The organism is Devosia sp. XGJD_8, assembly GCF_046614475.1.
GTDB lineage: Bacteria > Pseudomonadota > Alphaproteobacteria > Rhizobiales > Devosiaceae > Devosia.
This window is the reverse complement of record NZ_JBKJHF010000001.1, coordinates 527,891-546,424: the sequence shown is the minus strand read 5'-3', so window position 1 is coordinate 546,424 and position 18,534 is coordinate 527,891. Positions and strand designations below refer to the sequence as shown.

Annotated in this window: 17 protein-coding genes and 1 pseudogene; 8 read left to right on the top strand and 10 right to left on the bottom strand. The window is 61.1% G+C overall.

Going from position 1 to position 18,534, the window contains the following annotated elements; all coding sequences use genetic code 11:
- Positions 1-37 precede the first annotated feature (37 nt).
- Complete coding sequence (locus ACLI1C_RS02500; RefSeq protein ID WP_411395278.1) at positions 38-568, top strand: carboxymuconolactone decarboxylase family protein; 531 nt, start codon at positions 38-40, stop codon at positions 566-568.
- Positions 569-951: 383 nt separating this feature from the next.
- On the opposite strand, the gene ACLI1C_RS02495 is transcribed toward ACLI1C_RS02500, so the two are convergent.
- The gene (locus tag ACLI1C_RS02495) at positions 952-1,176 is read right to left on the bottom strand and encodes a hypothetical protein (RefSeq protein WP_411395277.1); all 225 of its coding nucleotides are present in this window, start codon (positions 1,174-1,176) and stop codon (positions 952-954) included.
- A gap of 566 nt (positions 1,177-1,742) precedes the next feature.
- On the opposite strand from ACLI1C_RS02495, the gene ACLI1C_RS02490 reads away from it, so the two are divergent.
- Positions 1,743-2,564 (top strand): SDR family NAD(P)-dependent oxidoreductase, encoded by an 822-nt coding sequence (locus ACLI1C_RS02490; protein WP_411395276.1) that lies wholly within the window; start codon positions 1,743-1,745, stop codon positions 2,562-2,564.
- 452 nt (positions 2,565-3,016) lie between these two features.
- Here ACLI1C_RS02490 and ACLI1C_RS02485 read toward each other — a convergent pair whose 3' ends face one another.
- From ACLI1C_RS02485 to ACLI1C_RS02475, 3 genes are all read right to left on the bottom strand, one after another.
- The gene (locus ACLI1C_RS02485) at positions 3,017-3,133 is read right to left on the bottom strand and encodes a helix-turn-helix transcriptional regulator (RefSeq protein WP_411395275.1); all 117 of its coding nucleotides are present in this window, start codon (positions 3,131-3,133) and stop codon (positions 3,017-3,019) included.
- Positions 3,084-3,947, bottom strand: coding sequence for a hypothetical protein (locus tag ACLI1C_RS02480; RefSeq protein WP_411395274.1), 864 nt, complete (start codon positions 3,945-3,947; stop codon positions 3,084-3,086). Before ACLI1C_RS02480 ends, ACLI1C_RS02485 begins: the two co-directional genes overlap by 50 nt.
- 126 nt (positions 3,948-4,073) lie before the next feature.
- A complete protein-coding gene (locus ACLI1C_RS02475; RefSeq protein ID WP_411395273.1) occupies positions 4,074-5,036 on the bottom strand; it encodes a LuxR C-terminal-related transcriptional regulator in 963 nt (320 codons plus the stop codon).
- Between the two features lie 275 nt (positions 5,037-5,311).
- Here ACLI1C_RS02475 and ACLI1C_RS02470 point away from each other — a divergent pair.
- Positions 5,312-5,877 (top strand): annotated as a pseudogene (locus ACLI1C_RS02470) (integrase core domain-containing protein); the annotation flags it as partial.
- Positions 5,878-5,933: 56 nt separating this feature from the next.
- Here the strand turns inward: ACLI1C_RS02470 and ACLI1C_RS02465 are convergent.
- Both ACLI1C_RS02465 and ACLI1C_RS02460 read right to left on the bottom strand, forming a co-directional pair.
- Positions 5,934-6,368, bottom strand: coding sequence for a GNAT family N-acetyltransferase (locus ACLI1C_RS02465; RefSeq protein WP_411395272.1), 435 nt, complete (start codon positions 6,366-6,368; stop codon positions 5,934-5,936).
- A gap of 1,268 nt (positions 6,369-7,636) precedes the next feature.
- The gene (locus ACLI1C_RS02460; RefSeq protein ID WP_411395271.1) at positions 7,637-8,275 is read right to left on the bottom strand and encodes a hypothetical protein; all 639 of its coding nucleotides are present in this window, start codon (positions 8,273-8,275) and stop codon (positions 7,637-7,639) included.
- A 564-nt stretch (positions 8,276-8,839) separates the two neighbouring features.
- Between ACLI1C_RS02460 and ACLI1C_RS02455 the strand changes: the two genes are divergently transcribed.
- The 3 genes from ACLI1C_RS02455 to ACLI1C_RS02445 all read left to right on the top strand — a co-directional run bounded on the left by ACLI1C_RS02455 (position 8,840) and on the right by ACLI1C_RS02445 (position 12,148).
- Entirely contained in the window at positions 8,840-9,031 is a 192-nt protein-coding gene (locus tag ACLI1C_RS02455) for a hypothetical protein (protein WP_411395270.1), read from the top strand.
- Positions 9,032-9,156: 125 nt separating this feature from the next.
- The gene (locus tag ACLI1C_RS02450) at positions 9,157-10,425 is read left to right on the top strand and encodes a class I SAM-dependent methyltransferase (RefSeq protein WP_411395269.1); all 1,269 of its coding nucleotides are present in this window, start codon (positions 9,157-9,159) and stop codon (positions 10,423-10,425) included.
- A gap of 4 nt (positions 10,426-10,429) precedes the next feature.
- Complete coding sequence (locus tag ACLI1C_RS02445) at positions 10,430-12,148, top strand: hypothetical protein (RefSeq protein ID WP_411395268.1); 1,719 nt, start codon at positions 10,430-10,432, stop codon at positions 12,146-12,148.
- A gap of 318 nt (positions 12,149-12,466) precedes the next feature.
- On the opposite strand, the gene ACLI1C_RS02440 is transcribed toward ACLI1C_RS02445, so the two are convergent.
- From ACLI1C_RS02440 to ACLI1C_RS02430, 3 genes are read right to left on the bottom strand one after another with little or no spacing between them, the layout of a single operon-like run.
- The gene (locus ACLI1C_RS02440) at positions 12,467-13,762 is read right to left on the bottom strand and encodes a TRAP transporter large permease (protein ID WP_411395267.1); all 1,296 of its coding nucleotides are present in this window, start codon (positions 13,760-13,762) and stop codon (positions 12,467-12,469) included.
- Positions 13,759-14,337 (bottom strand): TRAP transporter small permease, encoded by a 579-nt coding sequence (locus tag ACLI1C_RS02435; RefSeq protein WP_411395266.1) that lies wholly within the window; start codon positions 14,335-14,337, stop codon positions 13,759-13,761. The genes ACLI1C_RS02440 and ACLI1C_RS02435 overlap by 4 nt, the downstream gene beginning before the upstream one ends.
- Positions 14,283-15,281, bottom strand: a complete 999-nt coding sequence (locus tag ACLI1C_RS02430; RefSeq protein ID WP_411395265.1) for a sialic acid TRAP transporter substrate-binding protein SiaP — start codon at positions 15,279-15,281, stop codon at positions 14,283-14,285. Before ACLI1C_RS02430 ends, ACLI1C_RS02435 begins: the two co-directional genes overlap by 55 nt.
- A gap of 174 nt (positions 15,282-15,455) precedes the next feature.
- Here ACLI1C_RS02430 and ACLI1C_RS02425 point away from each other — a divergent pair, with 174 nt between their 5' ends.
- A complete protein-coding gene (locus ACLI1C_RS02425) occupies positions 15,456-16,346 on the top strand; it encodes a dihydrodipicolinate synthase family protein (protein ID WP_411395264.1) in 891 nt (296 codons plus the stop codon).
- Entirely contained in the window at positions 16,343-17,023 is a 681-nt protein-coding gene (locus ACLI1C_RS02420) for a GntR family transcriptional regulator (protein ID WP_411395263.1), read from the top strand. Before ACLI1C_RS02425 ends, ACLI1C_RS02420 begins: the two co-directional genes overlap by 4 nt.
- Before the next feature lie 723 nt (positions 17,024-17,746).
- Here ACLI1C_RS02420 and traD read toward each other — a convergent pair.
- Positions 17,747-18,484, bottom strand: coding sequence for a conjugal transfer protein TraD (gene traD / locus ACLI1C_RS02415; RefSeq protein WP_411395262.1), 738 nt, complete (start codon positions 18,482-18,484; stop codon positions 17,747-17,749).
- Between the last annotated feature and the right edge of the window lie 50 nt (positions 18,485-18,534).

Genomic DNA, 18,534 nt, shown 5'->3' with positions numbered 1-18,534 from the left:
GCGAGGCTCTCCACATCGCAAGCAGTGGAGACTGAAAATGAAGCCAAACGCAATCTTTGCCGCAGTAGTGGGAACCCTATTGGTGGTTACCGCGCCCTCGGCGAGCGCTCAAGATGCCTCTAGCGCCTATCAGGACATCAGGGAAACCTACGGCAACGTGCCGGGGTTCTTCTACCTCTTTCCCCGTGATGGCCTCATCGAGACATGGGACGCCTTCAAGGCGTTGCAGATGAACCCTGGCATCGAGATGGATGCCGCAACGCGCGAGCTCATCGGGGTAGCCGTTGCAGCCCAAGGCACCTGTCATTCGTGCGTCTACTTCCATGCCATGGCAGCCTCGGCAAACGGCGCGTCCGAGTCGCAAATCCTGGAGGCTGCAAAGATCGGCGCGGCGACGCGGCGCCTCGACGCCGCCCTTGACCAGGCCAGAGGCGCACCTGAGACGTTCCGATGGGAAACCAATCTCGTTCTCTGGGGTGACCCACAAACGGTTGAGGCGCGCATTCCCGCGCTCGACCTTTGCGGGCTCTTCGTGCACCTTCCAGGGAGCGCAGATGACTGCGAGTGAAGCTGCCCCCCGGAGACCTCGCGCCATGCTCATAGCGGCTAAGCTGTTTCACAAATTCCAAGATCTTCCCGAAAGCCGCCTCCCCAGAAGTAAAGGGAGGATATCGATTACGCTCCATCAAACATAGGGTTGGTTGAAGTGAGATCGACTAAGATCTTGGCCAGACTGGCTGCGACTGTCGTCGAAAAGTCGTTCGAAGTCTGGTCGTCCAGGCCACGAGGGACCACTGGAGGTTAGCATGGCACCATCGGTTGCGCCACGACGGGGCGGTGCTTGTGGCTCGGGAGCTAAAGCTAGCGCAGGAGCGGCCGCGCGTCCTTGCTTGCCATTCGACACCTCGCACGGTGATAAAAGATCCCGAAAGCGCAGGCGATTGATGGACGCTAGCCAGTCGGCGCGACCAATGCAAACCCGTCACGAGCAAGTCCTTCCTCGACCGCAGTGGCTGCAGCGCCGATCAACTTGTCTTCGGTGCTTGTTGTTGCGAGGTAGTCCCACACTATCCCCTGCAAATGCCGGGGCAATGCCGCCGTCGGACCGAAGGGCAGGACCAGCAGCGTCGGCGCCTCTGCGTCGACCGGCCTCGAAATGAATACATTGACTTGCATTTGAGCCCTCCAAATCCCCTGCGCATTGAGACTTGTGGGTCAAGGGCTGGCAAGGCCGCATGGTCACGGCAGGCCTTCAGGGATCGAGCGTATACAAACGCACCATGCACAGTGGAGAGTTTGGCATCTGCCAATAGACGCGAGCCGCGAGGTTTCTCCTAGCGCCGCTGCGCGCAACCTTCAGCCCGAGAGCCTGCTCAGCTGCGTCTTCTGGGCTCAGCGCGTCCACAAGAACGTCAGGCCTTACTTCTTCAGAGGTCAAATCAACAACTCGATATTGCCTCAGCATCTCTTCAACTGCCGTTGTTTCCAGTGCTCGAAACAAAAGATAGCCCCGCAGTATTGGTTCCGGGTTAGTCGGCATTCAGGACGCTAGGACGATGCCGGAAGTGGGGGCGTTCCGATTTTCGACTGCATCGGTGGTTGCCACCGCGCAATTGGATGTAATTAGCTCTCATTTCGTTCAAGGGGATGGCGATACCTCTCTGGGTAGTAGCGGTCGTATCCTGCCGGTGGATGCAGCAGGCAGGTAACTCCTGAACTATTCCCTTTCAAGCAAAGCGCCTATGATGCGGAGGTCTGTCCTTGGCTCTCCTTGGGGGATTGGAATGCGGCTGGACCGGAAGTCTACATTCATCACTGGAGGGACGAGTGGAATCGGGTTGGCGACGGCGGCCGCCTTCCTAAGAGAGGGCGCGCATGTCGCGGTCACGGGCCGGGACAATGCAAGACTGCAGTCGGTGGTCGAGAGGCTAGGAGCAAGATGCAAAGGCTTCGTGGCGGATGCCGGTGACGATGCTGCGATGGCGGAAGCCTTGGCGGCCGCGGCCGGCACGCTTGGTGGCCTTGACGCTCTCTTTGTAAATGCTGGGCACTACGTTTCCGCGACCCTGGGCACGACCAGCCGCGCCGACGTCGAGGCGCAGATGAAGGTCGTTGCCAACATGTTCATGGCCGTGCAGTCGGCGCTACCGCACTTGCGCGAAGGGGCGTCCGTTGTTCTGATGGGCTCCGTCTATGCCATCATGGGCCCGCCGGGTGCGGGCGGTTACGCAGCGAGCAAGGCGGCATGTAGGGCCCTGGCACGGTCAATGGCTTCCGAACTGGCACCCCGCAGTATCCGCGTCAACGTCGTCGTTCCTGGTGCCGTCGATACGCCCGGATGGCCTCACCACCAGATGGAGGCCAACGAACGCGATCGGCAGAAGCGGGCCATCGGCGAACGCGCGCTGATCAACCGCATGGTAACCGACACTGAGGTCGCGAACGCGGTCCTGTTCTTAGCGTCCGATGAGAGCTCGGGCCTTAATGCGTCCGAAATCGTGATTGATGGCGGCACAACCGGGGCCTTGGCGGGTTCGCCGCGTTACCTTCGCGGCGAACCATAGTGAGATTTGGGTCTCATTGACGCCCGATCGCGCATCTTTTGCATCCGCAAGAGCCACAGTCGTGGCAGAGACTTAAGGTGACAGGCCGATATCGGCCTCACTGCTGATGGTAGAGCATCGCCACCACCCAACGCTCAACGTGGTGCGGCCGAATGGGGTCGATGCCGAGGTCGGCAAGTATCCTTGGGTCGTGCGTTTCGGCTAGAACCCGGTTGACCAATCGGCGTCGGGCGCGCCGCCGCGCCCACAGGCGCGATGATACAGCCAGGCGCCGCAATAGTTGGTCCCATACCGCGTGCTTGTGAGCATTGCGACCCGGCCAAGCCACCACCATTGTCATGGTCAGTCTCCATCCGTGCATTGAATGGGTCGAGACTACTATGCTGTTGCGTGCCGGGCTGTGCGCGGATCGTGGGACAGGCCGATGTCCCCTGATCGAGGGACGTGGAGCGCTACATGTCGACGCCCACCGACAGCAGGACCCGTACCAGGGCGGGCTGATTGTGAACGCCGGTCTTGTCATAGATGCGCTGGAGGTGGGTACGCGCAGTGTTGGCTGAGATCCCCATCTCCCGCGCGGCATCCGGTAGCGTGAAACCGTCGGCTATGAACCCGGCGAGCCGCCGACTGTCCTGCCGACAGACCGTAGATGGCAGCGGCTACATCCAGGCGCTTGTCGGTCATCGGTTGCCCGTCGAGCAGGAAGTAGATCGCACCGGCGTCGGCGACGACCCACCAGACCCGCGTGGGCAGCCCTTCGCCAGCGCCGAGCACGATCGGGACGCTGCCACGCTCTGCGGTAAAGGCCTTGTCCCTGTCGGCCGCCCACCGCAGCGCGCCTTGAAGCTTGCGGTTGCAGGCGCTGTTGTGCACCTGCACCCGGCCGTTGCGGATGATCAGGTCGTCGTCATCCTGCATCCGCTGGGCGGCTCCGGCGCTGGTCCACAGGACCTTGCCGTCGCTGTCGAGCAGCAACATCGCCGTTCCGCTGGGGCTGGCATCGTTGCTCAGGAATGCGAGCACCGCGATGCGCCAGCGACCGTGGTAGCGCTCGAAAATCCGCATTTCCCGGGTCAGGCCGGGTCCGACATGGTCCGGATAGTCGGGACCTGGATGCTGCTGATCGTAAATGGCCCAAGCCATGTCGCCATGAATGCGCAGTATCAGGTTCTCGATGCTGGTCTGGTAGGCGTAGGCCTCGTCATAGGGCATGTCGCCCTCGATATAGGACTTGGCCCTATGGGAGATGTCCTCCCAGCCCCGACGCGCAAAAATGCCGCCGCCGCGCAAATAGCCCCATCGTACCATGTAGGGTTCATGAACAAAGCAATCCGCCCAGGCCGGATAGTTCTTGGTCCATATGGCGATCCGGGAGGCATGCATCTACGCGATGAGTTCTTCTCTATCCTCCGCCTCGCCCATACCAGGCCCTCCCTCCATAACCATCAAAGCCCAGCCCACGCGGCGGTGCAATAGTCGCGACTTGTCGCCCGGACCTGCCAGGCCAGGTCAGTATGGGGCGACTGCCGAGAGCAGGATGCGGACCAGAGCCGGCTGTGTGTGGACGCCGGTCTTATCGAAAATGCGTCGGAGATGGGTGCGCGCAGTGTTGGGGGCAATCGCCATCCGTTCGGCGATATCGGTAAGGCTCAGGCCTTCGGCAATGAGCGTGGCAACCTGTTGCTGTGCCGGGGACAATCCAAAGATCGTTGCGGCAAGGGCCAGGCGCTTCGCACCGATCCGGCCCGTACCAATGCTGAGAAAGATCATTCCCGCATCGACAGCGACCCAGTAGACGGTCATCGGCAAGCCCTCGCCCGCCTCGACCACAAGAGGCAGCGCGCCGTGGCGGGACATCAGTCCATCATCCAGATTTGCGGCCCATGCCAGGGCCGCGCGAAATTTGGCGTCTTGGCGGCTGTTGCGAAAGCGCAGCCGGTTGCCACGCACGACAAGATCGTCGCTATCGGAAAGTGCTTCAGTGGCGGCGGGGCTGACCCACAGCACGGTGCCGTCCGATGCGAGCCGAACCATAGCAGCACCGGGTTGGCCGGCGTTGCCATCCAGAAACCCCAGCAAGGCGATCTTCCACTGCCCACCGTGGCGCTCGAAGACGCGCATTTCGTGGATGAGGCTAGGCCCGTCATGACCCTCAAGGTCGTAGCCGGGATACACCTGCTCATAGACTGCCCAGGCCACGTCACCAATGACGCGGATAGTGACGTTCTGAATCAAAGTGTCAAAGGCATAGTCGTCGCGGCGACCGGGATGGTCACGCATGACGCGGGAGCTCAATTCCTCCCAGCCACGCCGGACGAATACCCCGCCAAGTCGCCACCAACCCATGCGTGTCGTGTAGTCGGCATGCACGAAGCACTCGCGCCAGGCATCGAAGTCAGCGGTCCACATAGCAATGCGGTTCGCATGCATTAGCGCCAGTATCGCGGCTTCATCATTGGGGTCGTTGGCCATTGGCGGGTGCTCCCTCCGCTAGTGACTGTACCAACGATGGCACTTTCCCTCATCGTAGCATGAGAGAGGGTACTTGGGATGCCGCCGCAGGCCCAAATGACGACTTGGGATTGGTAGTACCAAGAATACCTCAAACCGGCGATATGGGCACGTTCGATGTCCGCTCCCAAAGGAACGCTGCTGGAATGACCGACTTGGGGGCGCAAAGTCCATGATGGCCCGGAACGGGGAATGGCCGCTTTCGCGGCATTGGCCGAATGGCTGGCGAGGAGTAGCTTCGGGTGCGCAAGCGCGGCGGTCGCAAGCGGGCTCTGGGCACGCGGCGGCCAATGCCGGTGCCTGACCGGCCAACCAGCGCTGGAGCCTGGACTTCGTCAGCGATGCCTTCACCGAAGGCAGCCGCTTCCGGGTGCTGACCGTGGTAGACGACCACACGCGCGAGTGCCTGGCTCTGGTCGCCGATACATCGCTGTCCGGTGGACGAGTGGTGCGCGAACTCGACGCCATCATCGCCAGGCGCGGTCAACCGCTCACGGTGGTCAGCGACAATGGCACCGAGTTCACCTGCATGGCGATCCCGCGCTGGTCCCAGGATCGGCAGATTGACTGGCACTATATCGCTCCCCGCAAGCCAATGCAGACCGGCTTTATCGAGAGCTTCAACGGCAACTTCCGCGACGAATGCCTCAATGAGACCCTGTTCTCATCGCTTTCGGAGGCGCGGGACCGGATCAGCGCAAGGAAGGAGGACGACAACAGCCACCGACCACACGCCTCCCTGGGCAATCTCACGCCCAACGAGTTCGCCACGCAACTGGCACTGGAAAAACAGGCCGCATAGGGCCAAACATCAACCCAAGGACTCTCTTCAAAACCGGAGGGAACTTGGGGCTCAGGTCAGATCTTCCGATACTGCACGAAGCCCGAGCGGTCGGCCACGCGATCGTAAAGCAACATCGCGTCCGTGTTCGTCTCGTGTGTTAGCCAGTGGACGCGGGGCGAGCCAGCGGCCCTAGCGGTCTCATAGACATGCTCGATCAGCTGTCTTCCAAGACCACGTCCACGATGCGTGCTGTCGACGAAGAGATCTTGCAGGTAGCAGTAGTCGCCGCTCGTCCACGTCGACCTATGGTAGATAAAGTGGGCAAGGCCGACAGGCTCGCTGCCCTGCAGCGCTAGCGCTCCGTGCATCGGCTCGGCCGGATCGATCAAGCGTGCAAAGGTCGTGTTGCTGACCTCAGGCGCTATCGAGACCTCGTAGAAAGTCTGGTAGCCGTGCCAGAGTCTGTCCCAGACGGTGCGGTCGTCCACGTTGAGTGCCCGGATCGCCATCTCTTGACGCCTTTTCTTGTACCACCCGGCGCGCTACGCGCGAGCTGATCTGAATACTGATGCTGCTTAAGCGGCATGAGCTTCAATGGCACTACTTGAGGGCCGCTGTCGACATCGGCGTGGCCACGGGGGCGACGATTACAAAGTGACAACGTGGGCGTTGTTGCGATTGTCCCGTTTGAGTGTGTACCCCCACTGTAGCCACCAAGGCCGACAGAGTTTGTCGCTTCGGCAACTGTGGCAGGGCAAGACGACATTGTCGTGCGCTGAGCAATAGCATATTGCTTAGGGTAATTTGGGGGGATGGAATTATGGTTGGTGTCTTGGTCGCGCTCGGCGTTATTGCTCTGCTGGGTGGAGCGTTTTACTTGCGGCGAACTATGCCGTGGCCATTCGAGTTCGAAGGAAAGAAGTATCGTCGAATGTCGGACGGTACATTTCAGGATGCCACGAAAAAGCCTGTGGTGGACGCCGCCCTGACCCCGAAACTCGTCGTGGCATATGAGGCGGCTAAGTATGGGGACCGCGAGTTGCAAGGGTGGGACTCTGACAATAGCTGAGTAGGTTCCCGCATCTGGCCCCAGCCTCAACCTCGGGCCGGTGTAAGCGACATTAAGTGGCTCCCGCACCCTATATAGTCTCTAGACAAGGTATTATCTTGTGGCCCATCGCCGACTTGCGCCGTGGTCTTATCTGGTTCTGTCCCTAGCTTTGCCATGGCTCTCATCTGCTGCCGCGGCGGCCTCCTCCGCGCCTCCTTTGGGCGAGTACTATTGCGACTACGGGTCTGGTCGCGGCCAGGTTTTCGGTCCAGGACGCGGCTTTTTCTTGATGCCAGATAGTCGGTACAAAGCCCTTGATGAAGAAGTCGGGACCTACGCCTACGATCCAGCCTCAAAGGTTATTCGCTTTCAGGGCGGGTTCTTTGGTCACTTGAACACAACAGGGGAGTTCGTCGGTGGCAGCTATAATCAGATCGACCTTGTGCCGCTAGATGGCGTCTATATCTTCTGCTCACTGCAGTAGGTCCAAACTGCCTTCGATGCCGCGCCCCCAGTTGAAACCAAATCTCTGGTCGCTGCTCTTGTCCACTCGCCGCGGGGTCAGCCTGCAAAGGCTTGAAGCAGTGAAGACTGCGATCACCGCAACGGCCAAAAGCTGCTCAGCGTTTGCTGAACGGCATGATTGCGGACGGCGCGCTAATCCCCAAAGCTTGCCTGTTTGAACGCGGGTGCGAGCAAACCCCAGAAGCTGCTCGTTGCAGACGGCTAGACTTCCCCGCACTTCTGCCATTCTACGATGGGCTCTTCGCCCATGCCGAGCACCATGCCCACCGACAGGCCATAAAACGTGGAAACCTGGTCCTGTTCCTCAGCGGTGACACCGGACTCTTCCAAGATCGACTGAGCCCTGGCCATCTGGTCATCGGACGCAATTTCCAAGTCTGCTTTGGTGGCCTCGTCAAAATCGCCGGACTGGAGAGAATAGATGAACTGGCTGCCGCAGGTTAGCAGTTCGCGCACGTCATCCGTCAGTATATCGGGCATGAGGGCGTCGATGGCGCTCTCCATTGCCACGTGACAATCAGCGAAGGTGATGTCGATATCACCGGCGGTCATCCGCTCGTTTGCCCTGGTCACGGCCTCACCCCCGATGCGCTCTCGCTCAGCAAGGGACACGCCCATGCGCTCGAGGCGACCGTCAACATCGTTCAGCAAAAGGTTGCCCAAGTCAGCGAATACCCTCTCTTCTTCGGCAATTTCCGTCTGCCCGGCCATAAGAATGAAGAATGCGCCGCATTCGATCGCCGGGTCCTTGCCAGGCTTGGACTCCGCCTCCGCCGCATGCGCGGGAGCGCCGAGCATGGAAATCGCGGTGCCGATGAGGAGAAGACGCGGGAGGATCATCTTAGGGTTTCCGGAATGGGTTCTCCCAAGTCATAGCAGCAAAGCGACTGCCTATTGCAATACTGCTTCGACACGCGGTTAATCTCGCCGGTGGCGCCTTGCTTTGATGGCCGAGGATATGGATCTGACGCCGCCTTGCTGACCGGTCCAAGGACTGCCCAAGGCGCACATCATGTTAAATTTGGTTGCGGTGAACGCCCAAGGGGATTTGTGGCGAATAGCCAAGCCGCCGAGGCGCCGATGCAACGGCCTTCATCGCTTCCCGCAACTCGAGGTCCGCGCGCCTGATGCTCCGATATTCTCCCTCTCGTGCAGAGGCGTACGCAATGCTCAAACGAAAGACGATAGCGCATTGCCGGTCGATTGCCAGGCTAGTAGTCGCAAGTGCAGAGATGCCGCTGATGGTTGGGGTGGCGTTGTGGCAACTGGTCAAGTGTTGGCTGACTGTCGGCTTTTTAGGTGGGGCTTCCATAGTCATTGACGCAGTTAGAACCGCGGGAGTTACCCTTTCTTAGCCTGCGGCTTGTACGCTTTGAAGCACTCCATTCATTAAGGGCAATTTCGATGCGGGTTTCTACAGTATCGCTGCTATTTTTCTTGGCGCTTCATTCACCCGCTTTCGCCTATCTGGATCCAGGTACCGGCAGCATGATCCTGCAGGCGATCATCGGCGGCGTGGCGGTTGGAGCGGCAACAATTTCGGTCTATTGGAAGAAGCTCACCTCGATCTTTGCTGGTCGCGCCCGCAGCAAGTGACTTCACAGAGAGCGTTGCGGCGCGTCGCAGGGTCGTTTCGGGATCCCGCCGGCGGCGTCTTTGAATCAGGCGGTCTGATCTACCGCAGCGTGAGCGCGGCCGGGGCCCCACATTATGAGGCCGCAGTGGCCGCCGGTGTGCTGGACCGTCTTGTGGCCGATGGCATGCTGGTGCCGTATGAGAGGATCGCGCCCTCGTCCGTTGAAGCCGAAGCCGGCATGGTGCATCTGCTTCAGCATCCTCGGCTTGAAGTCATTTCGCACCCCTATGAGTGGTCGTTCTCTCTACTAAAGGACGCTGCGATTTTCCAGCTGGAGCTCCTGATCCGCTTGCTGGACCAAGGTTTTACCCTCTCCGACGCGTCCGCCTACAATATACAATATGATGGGCATCGCCCGGTCTTTCTGGACCACTTATCCATCCGCCCCTATCGCGAAGGCGAATTCTGGCTGGCACATCGCCAGTTCTGCGAGCAGTTCCTAAACCCACTGGTGCTGCGGTCTGCACTCGGCGTGGCGCATAACGCCTGGTATCGAGGGACTCTGGAAGGCATTCCGGTTGCCGACCTCGCCCGGCTCCTGCCCCTGAAACGACGGTTGTCGTGGAATGTCCTGGTTCACATTCTGCTGCAAGACGGGTTCCAGCAATCCGCCAGGTCCCGTGTCGACCTAGGTCAGACGCTGCGGCAGCGGCAACTCCCGAAGGCCCAATTCAGGGCCATGTTGCAGCAGTTGCTCGGGTGGATCTGCCGGATGACGCCCGCTGGCACACGCCCGAGCACTTGGGCCAGTTACGCGGCCAACAATACATATTCAGAACTGGATGGCGGAGCCAAACGACAGTTCGTGGCCGACTTCGCCGCTTCGAGCGGCGCGAGGTCGGTCATCGATCTGGGCTGCAATACCGGCGACTATGCCAGGATCTGCCTCGATAACGGCGTGAGCCGCGTCGTCGGTTTCGACTTTGATCAACAGGCCCTTGATGGTGCCCATTCCCGTGCCAAGGCCGAGAACCTAAATTTTCTCCCGCTCTTTCTCGATGCGCGCAATCCGAGCCCGGATCAGGGCTGGCTGCAATCGGAACGCATGGGGTTTGCAAAGCGCTTCGAGGCGGATGCGGTACTGGCGCTGGCCTTCGAGCACCATCTGGCGATCGCGCACAATGTGCCACTTGATCAGACCCTCGACTTCATACTGTCCACCGCTCCCCAGGGCGTCGTGGAGTTCGTGCCCAAAGACGATCCCACGATCAAGACGATGCTGGCGCTGCGCGAGGACATCTTCCCCGACTATAGCGAAGGCAACTTCCGCCAATTGCTCGCAGCGCGCGCCAGGATCGTGCGCGAGGAACAGATATCGGCGTCGGGGCGCCGCATGTTTGTGTTTGAGAAGTAGCAATATGGTGGGCGACGAGACAGCAAGCCGCATCGATCAGGCACGAACCGCCGACATCGACCGGGTGCTTCTCTTCGTCCTGCCATTACTTGCCTTACTGCCGCCGATGGTACACGCCTATGCAACATTAAAGCTGCCCCTGGGCATCCATTTTTGGTTGCTGAGCAGTGGTATTGCCGCGTTGGCCGTGCTGCTGGGCTCCGCCGTGGCTTGGCTAAGCACCAAAGCGCAGGACCGTCCGTGGCAGATCCTGCAAGCCGTTCTGCTAGGTTCGGTAGTCCTGCTGATTATTGACCTGTCGACCTATCGGTTCGATGAATCCCTTCTGCGGGCTCGCCTCCCCTGGACCATGGGGCTCTGGGCCTGCCTTGCCGCCATGTTCTGGCTTCTTCGCCGGCAGCTTCCCAAGATCTTATTTGTTGGGGCTCTGGCGCTCCTGCTGTCGACTGTGGCGCCCCAGATCCAGCTGTCGTTCCTGGCCCCAGCAGCGGAGGCCGGCGTGGCAGACGGAATGGGCAAGGAAACGCCACCAGTCATTTACATCGTGCTCGACGAAATGATCGGCCCGGAGGGTATTCCGAGGGACATCGAGGGCGGTGAGAATGCCTATCAAGCAGTGCGCCAACTGTTCGCCAAGCACGGCTTTCGCCTGTTTGGCAGCGCCTTCAGTCGTCATTCGCTGACGGTTCGTTCGATACCCAATACCTTGAATTACGACGTCGACGACAATAGCTGGGGGATGGTTCTTCGACACAGCAACAACGACGTCGTTCAGTCGGTGCTGCTAGAGGAGCTGGCGCTATCAAAGCCACTCGTTGTCTACCAGACCAAGCACATCAATTTTTGTAGTTCCGTGCCCACGCGATGCGAAACCCTGCAGTCCTATGACGCCCAGGGGGAATGGGTCACACAGCTTGGTCTCGGTCCTGCCGAGACCCTCTTTACGCTCAGGGAGGCCCTGTCCGGCAGCCTGTTGGCACGTGGCGGAATACACCTGCTGGCGGTCACCTTGCGTTTGGACCTCAACAAGGCGGTCCCCGAGTATTTCGACGTCCACGCATTCCCGGCCTGGTTTGACCACTTTTCCGACGATGTGTTCCGGTCAGAAGGCAACAGCAACTATTTCGCGCATTTGCTCAGTCCACATGCGCCCTACATTCTCGATGCTTCCTGCGCGCCACAAGAAGGGTGGGAACTTCCCTACAATCTCGATGACCAGCACCTGTCGGACGTGGCGCTGGATGACGCCCGCGCCAGACACTACCGCGCCTATTTCGGGCAGATGAGCTGCTTGCTGGGAAAGCTGGACGCCTTTCTCATGCGCTTGGCCGACAGTCCCGCATTTTCTGACGCGACGATTGTCCTGCACGGCGACCACGGTTCCCGTATCTCTGGCGGTCGCTTCGCTGAAACCATCACCGAACGCGATTTGGTCGACAACCACTCGACCCTGTACGCTATCCGCGCCCCAGAAATCGAAGCTGCCTATGATCTTCGCCGTGTCTCGGTACAGCAGCTCACTGCCGAGTATTTCGGCAACGTGAGCCGACCGGCTGCGGATGATCTCAGCGTCGTCATCGACTCGATACGGGAGGGTAACGCTGTGGTTCGCCAAATGCCGAAAACTCAAGGCGAGACGCAGCTCGGCGGCGATATGGCAGACTGGCAGTCGTCCCACGAGCACGACGAAAGTGACCGATCAGGCTTGCCACGCGTAAGATGATCAAACGCAGCGGGAGCGGTGCCCCCAAACAATGCACCTGACAAAAGCGGACGTGAGCGCAAGACGCTGAACGTAGTTCTTATACATCCGCCGGGCCAGCGTGACGACTTAAGGTCGGCCTCCGGCCACAAACAAGATGCAACAAGCAGGGACCCCAGGCCCGCGTTGCGGTCGGAAGACGCCAAGTTCACCGAGCGTTGCAATCGTTTTGGCCGAGATAGTCGATCAGCTTGAGGTGGGATGGACAGCTGCCCGTCCCAGCGCTGTGAGCCCTTTGACTTGGAGATCTTGGATACGGCGACAGCCCGCACGCGCTGACTACCCTACATATCCGAATTGCCGCGGCATCCAAAGTACGGTTTCGGGCACCAGAATCAGGATGAGCAGGGCGAACAGCAGCACGGCCACGAAGGGCCAGATTTCACGGATGATATCCTTCACCGGAATGCCCGTTACCGCATTCATAACGAAGAGCAGCACGCCATAAGGCGGAGTGACCAGACCGATCATGATGTTGACGGTGACCACAATGCCAAAATGGACCAGATCGATCTCCAGCGCCCGGCAGGCAGGAATGAACAGGGGTACGACGACGAGCAGCAGCGTCGTGGCATCAAAGAAGCAGCCCAGAATAAGGAAGATCAAGTTGACGATCAGGAGGAAGACGACGGGCGAAAGCTCCGTGCCGTCGAGCAGGCTGGCGACGGCCGCCGGGACTCCCTCAGTGGCGATGATGTAGTTGAAGATGAAGGCGCCGGCGATCAACACGGCGACCACGGCCGTGGAACGCGAGGAGGCGATAAGCGTCTCGACCAGATCGCGGAAACCAACCGTCCGATAGTAGAAGCTGGCCAGCGCCAGCGCATAGACGGCGGCCAGGGCGGCCGCTTCGGTGGGGGTCGTGGCCCCGCCATAGATGCCCCAAAGCAGGATGACCGGCAGCATCAAGGCAGGCAGGGCCTGCAGGGTCACGCGCGGGAACTGGCGCAGCGGTACGATCTCGCCGCGCGGAAAATCACGTTTCTCGCTGACGAAGGCAACGAGCACCATCAGTGCGACGCCCAGCATCAGCCCGGGCGCTACCCCACCGAGGAAGAGATAACCCACCGAAGTGTCGGAGATCAGCGCATAGATCACCAGTGGAATGGATGGCGGGATGATTGGCCCGATAACGGCCGAGGCACTGGCCACAGCCGCGGCAAAGCCGGGTGGATAGCGGCCGGTTTTCACCATCATCATGGTGACGAGCTTGCCCGGCCCGGCGGCGTCTGCAACCGCAGAGCCGCTCATCCCGGCAAAGACCACGCTGACGAGAATGTCTACCTGTGCGAGGCCGCCCTTGAGCCGGCCAACCAGGGCCTGGCAGAAGACCAGCAGCCGGTCGGTCACCCCGCCGGCATTCATCAGATTGGCGGCAAGGATGAACAGCGGCACCGCCAGCAGCACGAAGCTGTCGAACATGCCGTTGAGCATTTGTTCAGCGAGCAGCCCGATATCGGCACCGGTAAACAGCAGGTAGCCGATCGAGGCGATAAACATGGCATAGGCCACAGGCACGCCGAATGCGGCCAGCCCGAAAAAGCCGGCCAGCAAAAGGACAAACGGCAGGCTCATAGAATGCTCTCCGATTCACCAGGTGAGGGCGGGTTCACTTCATCGCGCCAATGGGCGCTGCAGAGCCTGGCGATCCGCCAGATGCCGGCGGCGATGGCCGAGACGAGAAAAACGAGAAAGATCGCATAAACGATGTCAAACGGCAGGCGCAGGACCGGCGTGCGCACGATCCGCATGAAGCTGATGAAATCGAAGGACGGCCTGAGAGCGATGGCAAAGGCGACTATGGTCAATGCAGTAGCGGCCAAACCGAGCACCCGACGGCCGCGTGGCGGCAGGCTTGCCGAAATCAGGTCAAAAGCGATGTGATCGCGCTCGTGCAGAATGAACGAGCACGTCCAGAACACGACCCAGATATAGAGAACCAGGGTGAGTTCCTGCGTCCATGCCGTGGGATTGTTGAGCACGTAACGGGTGAATATCTGGATCAGAAAGGTGCCGAACAGCGCGGCAAACATCGCTGCCGCCACCAGTTCGGCACCCCGCCGCATATGCGCCGCGAGGTGCCTCAGCATGTCGGTCACTCGACTGCGTTGATGCGGTCGACGATGCCCGCCGGCCAGGATGCGGACCACTCTGACTCGAGGTATGCCTTCTGCACCGTGCTGCGGAACGCTTCGACGTCGGGGGTCGAGACGGTGAGGCCCTGCTCTTGGAGGAACCCGACCAATGCGGCCTCGTCGGCAATGCGCTTCTCGTTGTTGAAGTCACGGGCTGCCGTGGCTGCCGCGAGGACCTTTTCCTTCTGCTCATCGGAGAGTTCGGCCCAGGTGCTGCTGGCCATGGAGAGGAAGATGCCATCGACGAGATGGCCGGTCAGAACGATCTGCTTGGTCACTTCATAGAACTTGGCAGCCCGCACGGTCGGCAGCGGGTTGTCCTGGCCATCAATGGCCCCGGTCTGGAGCGCGGTGTAGATTTCGCCGAACGCGACGGGGAGAGGATTGGCGCCCAGCGCTTCACCCAGGAACAGCCAGGTATCGGAACCCGGCATGCGCAGCTTGACGCCGGCGAGGTCTGCCGGGGTCTGGATGTCCTTTTCGATGCGCAGGTTGAGCTGGCGCGTTCCGAGATAGGCGGCGGTCAGGATCTTGATGCCCATGTCCTGCTCGACCATGCCGAAAAATTCCTGCCCGATCTCGCCATCAAACACAGCGATCTGGTGGGCGGGATCGCGGATCAGGTAACCGGCGGTGAAGACCGACCAGGCCGGAATCTGGTTGGCAATATCCTGGGCGGAGATCATTGCCATTTCGAGATTGCCGCGCTGCATCGCCACCGGCTCGGTGCCCTGCTTGAATAGCGTGCCATTGAGATGAATCTCGACGTCGAACTCGCCGGGGGCACTCGCCTCGAGCGCATCCTTGAAGACGGTCAGCATCTGGGCGTGCCAATCGGATTCGACGGCAGGGGTCGAGATCCTGATCTTGACCGGATCGGCACCCAAGGTCGGCACGACGGTGGCGAGCCCCAGGACAGCGGTGAGCGCTACAAGGGTACGGCGTGTGAAGCGTTGCATTTTGTTCCTCCCATGAGGTCGACGACACGCCGACCAAAACTGCGCAGGACCGGCATTTCGGCCCGCGGCGTACGAAGATGCCTTCAATGGCTTGTGTGAGTACACGGTGACATGTTACCGATAGCAGTAGAGTTCGACAAGGTCGTTTTTTCTCTTAGCGCAGGTACTTTCGATATGGGCAAGGACAAGCAGTTCGGCATTTTCGCAGCCATGACGACGCCGTTTGGCGAGGATGGCGCCATCGACATGGGCAAGCTGGTGGCCCATGCCCGCGCCTGTATCGCCACTGGTTGCGCCGGCATTTCGACATTTGGCACGACCGGCGAAGGTCCCTCGATCGGCACGGCCGAGCGACGTCTGGTGCTGCAGGCGCTGCGGGCGGGCGGGATCGAGGGCGCACAGATCGTGCCCGGGATCGCCGTATCAGCGGTCGACGATGCGGCCACTCATGCACAGGTGGCCGCCGAATTCGGCTGCCATGCATTGCTGGTCACGCCGCCGATCTTCTATAAGGGTGTCGGTTCGGCCGAGGTCACCGAATGGTACGCGGCGCTTTTGGGAAAGACTGCCGCCGATGGCCCCGGCTATATCCTCTACAACATCCCCCAGGTGACCGGCGTGAAGGTGACGGGGGAGACCATTGCAGCGCTCAACGCACGTTTCCCCGGGCGGATCGTCGGGGTCAAGGATTCATCCGGTGACTGGGATAACGCTCTGAGCATGTTGCAGTCCTTTCCCGATCTGCACATCCTGATCGGCGACGAGCGCGTCCTCGACAAGGGCGTCAAGCTCGGCGCATCCGGCGCGATCAGCGGCGTTGCCAATTTCCGCGTTGATCTGCTCAATGACGTGTTGGCCGGCAAGCCGGCCAGTGCCGCGCTTGCGCCCCTGGTTGAAGCCATCGTGGAGCATCCGGCGACGCCGGCGGTGAAGGCTCTGGTCGGCCATCTCGGCGGCGACAGCGAATGGCGGCGCGTGCGGCCCCCGCTGCGCGCACTCTCCGATGCCGAGGCCCAGCGTTTGGGCCGCCGCTATGATGAACTCTTTGCCAGGGTCGCTGCATGATCGAACGGCCGGAATCGGAGCTCTCCGATGGCCCTTCGCGCCCCATGCGCGATCTGGCCTATCGGAACTTCACCGATCGGCTGATGTCGCGCGACATCCGCCCCGGCCAGTTCATTTCGCAGCGGGAACTGGTGGCGATGACCGGCATGCCGCTGGGCGCCATCCGAGAGCTGGTGCCGCGGCTCGAGGCCGACGGGCTGATCAAGACCGTGCCCAAGCGCGGCATGCAGGTTGCCCATGTGGACCTCGATTTGATCCGCAACGCCTTCCAGTTCCGCCTCATGATGGAGCGGGAGGCGGTCGCCGAATTTGCGCGCTCGGCACCCGATGAGCTGATTGCCCAGGAGCACAGCCAGCATCTAGACATTGCTTCCGAGGCCAGGGGGGGTGTAACCCCCGCTCTGCTGCAGCGGGCGCAAGCCATGGACTGGCGGCTGCACGACCTGATGATTGATCGTCTGGGCAACGAGATCATATCCAATGCCTATCGCGTCAACTCCATCAAGATCCGACTGATCGGCTTCGAGCGCGTGCGCATGCTGCCAGAACTGGTGGATTCGGTCATGGCCGAGCACATTCCTTTCCTTGAAGCGGCGGCGAGGCGCGATGTGAACGGGGCTGTTGCTGCCATGGAGGCCCATATCGCAAGCGCTCGCGCCCGCGCGATGCAATTGTAGCCGGGCACCTGGCTGGCGCGTCGGGCAACAGGCTGCCGGCACGGGCCGGGAACGCTTCTGGCGGCATGTCGGACGATTTCCTGATCATGCCAGGCTGATCACCACTTGGTCGGCGCCGGCCTGCTTGCCCTGCTAAAATGCGCATCGGCCCGATGCAGAGCCTTTTCGGCCGCGCGGTCGTGGCGCCGAAACTGGCGACGCCCCCGATCCTTGTTGCCCAGGCAGCAAGCAGGCGGCAGAGCATGCACTGCATCCATAGGCCGATCTCTCCGCTGCCGCCGCAACGCAGTATCAGCAGGACAAGCGCCAGCATGGTCAGCACCAAAGGACGGTGGACGGCGCCAGCCCTGCCCCGCTCCTTACCAATGACCTGACCATTGCGGCCCCGTGACCGGTGTGCGGGGCAGTGTCGAGCCTGCAGCAGGGCCGTGCCGGGTGCGGCGAAAATTGGCAGCCGGCGCAACCCGGCGCCGGAGAGAATGGCGGGCGCCGGGTTGGGAGCGACAAGCTGCACCCGTATGCAGGACCTGCAGGGCCGCTGCCAATTCCGCCCCGTCGGGGCAGCGTTATCGATCATTTGCCGGATATGCTGGCTCGTGCCAGCCGTCAATCGGCGCGGCCCGCGGTGAGGTCGGCCGGACATGTATCCGCTCGGGTGGCCCTTAGGGCCGCGGCTCGCTTCTCTTGGTGCTGGGCGGGGTCCTGCCCCGCCCTCGCTTCGGATCATCCGGCCGTATCGTTGCCAGGCGCCTTACCCTTGGTCTTGGGGGTCGTCATGATGGCGGCAGCGAAGCCACGCGGCGCAGGCGGAGCAGACCGGTCCGAGGCGGCATCATCATTCGCATCCATGCTGTCCTCCCCAAGGAGAATGGCGCGCGCCCCCTCCACTTCCTTCCCATCCTTGAGCAGGACCTCGTAGCCATCACCTCCCTTTTTCGGCCGCCCCACCCGAACGCGCAAAACCGCCCGCGTGCCCGCAAGGACCCTGAGGACTTCGTGAAGGTCCGCCTTCCCCTCGAAACTGGCGTAGCGGGGATTGAACTTGATGCCGAGTGCAACGAGCTCGGCAGCAGCGGCATCCTCAGGCCCCACTTCCTGGATCACCAGGCTGAAGGTGCCGGCCCGATCAAGCGGATTGAGCTTGAGCCGCAGCGCTTCGCCCGCCGCGATCCAGGCCTTGACGCGCTCGGGATCCGACTTTGCCGCCTCCTGGGTGAACAGAAGCCGGCCGATCAATTCGTCATTGTCGGCTTCGCTCAACCCCACAAGGTTGACCACCTTGAGCAGCTCGGTGCCCTTGCGATTGAAGCGGGTATTGTGGGTGCGCACGAAGGCGATATTCTTGGCCTCCATGGCCTTCTGAATGTCGATCGGCGCCTCGCCGACGGGAAGCCTGTTCCCCGTCACATTGATCTTCTTGACCGCCCTGCTCCGGTTGTCCTGCTTGTCCTGCTCACTCACTCTACTACCCCGTATGTTGATCGCCGCGAATCGGCATGCAATGAGTCTCG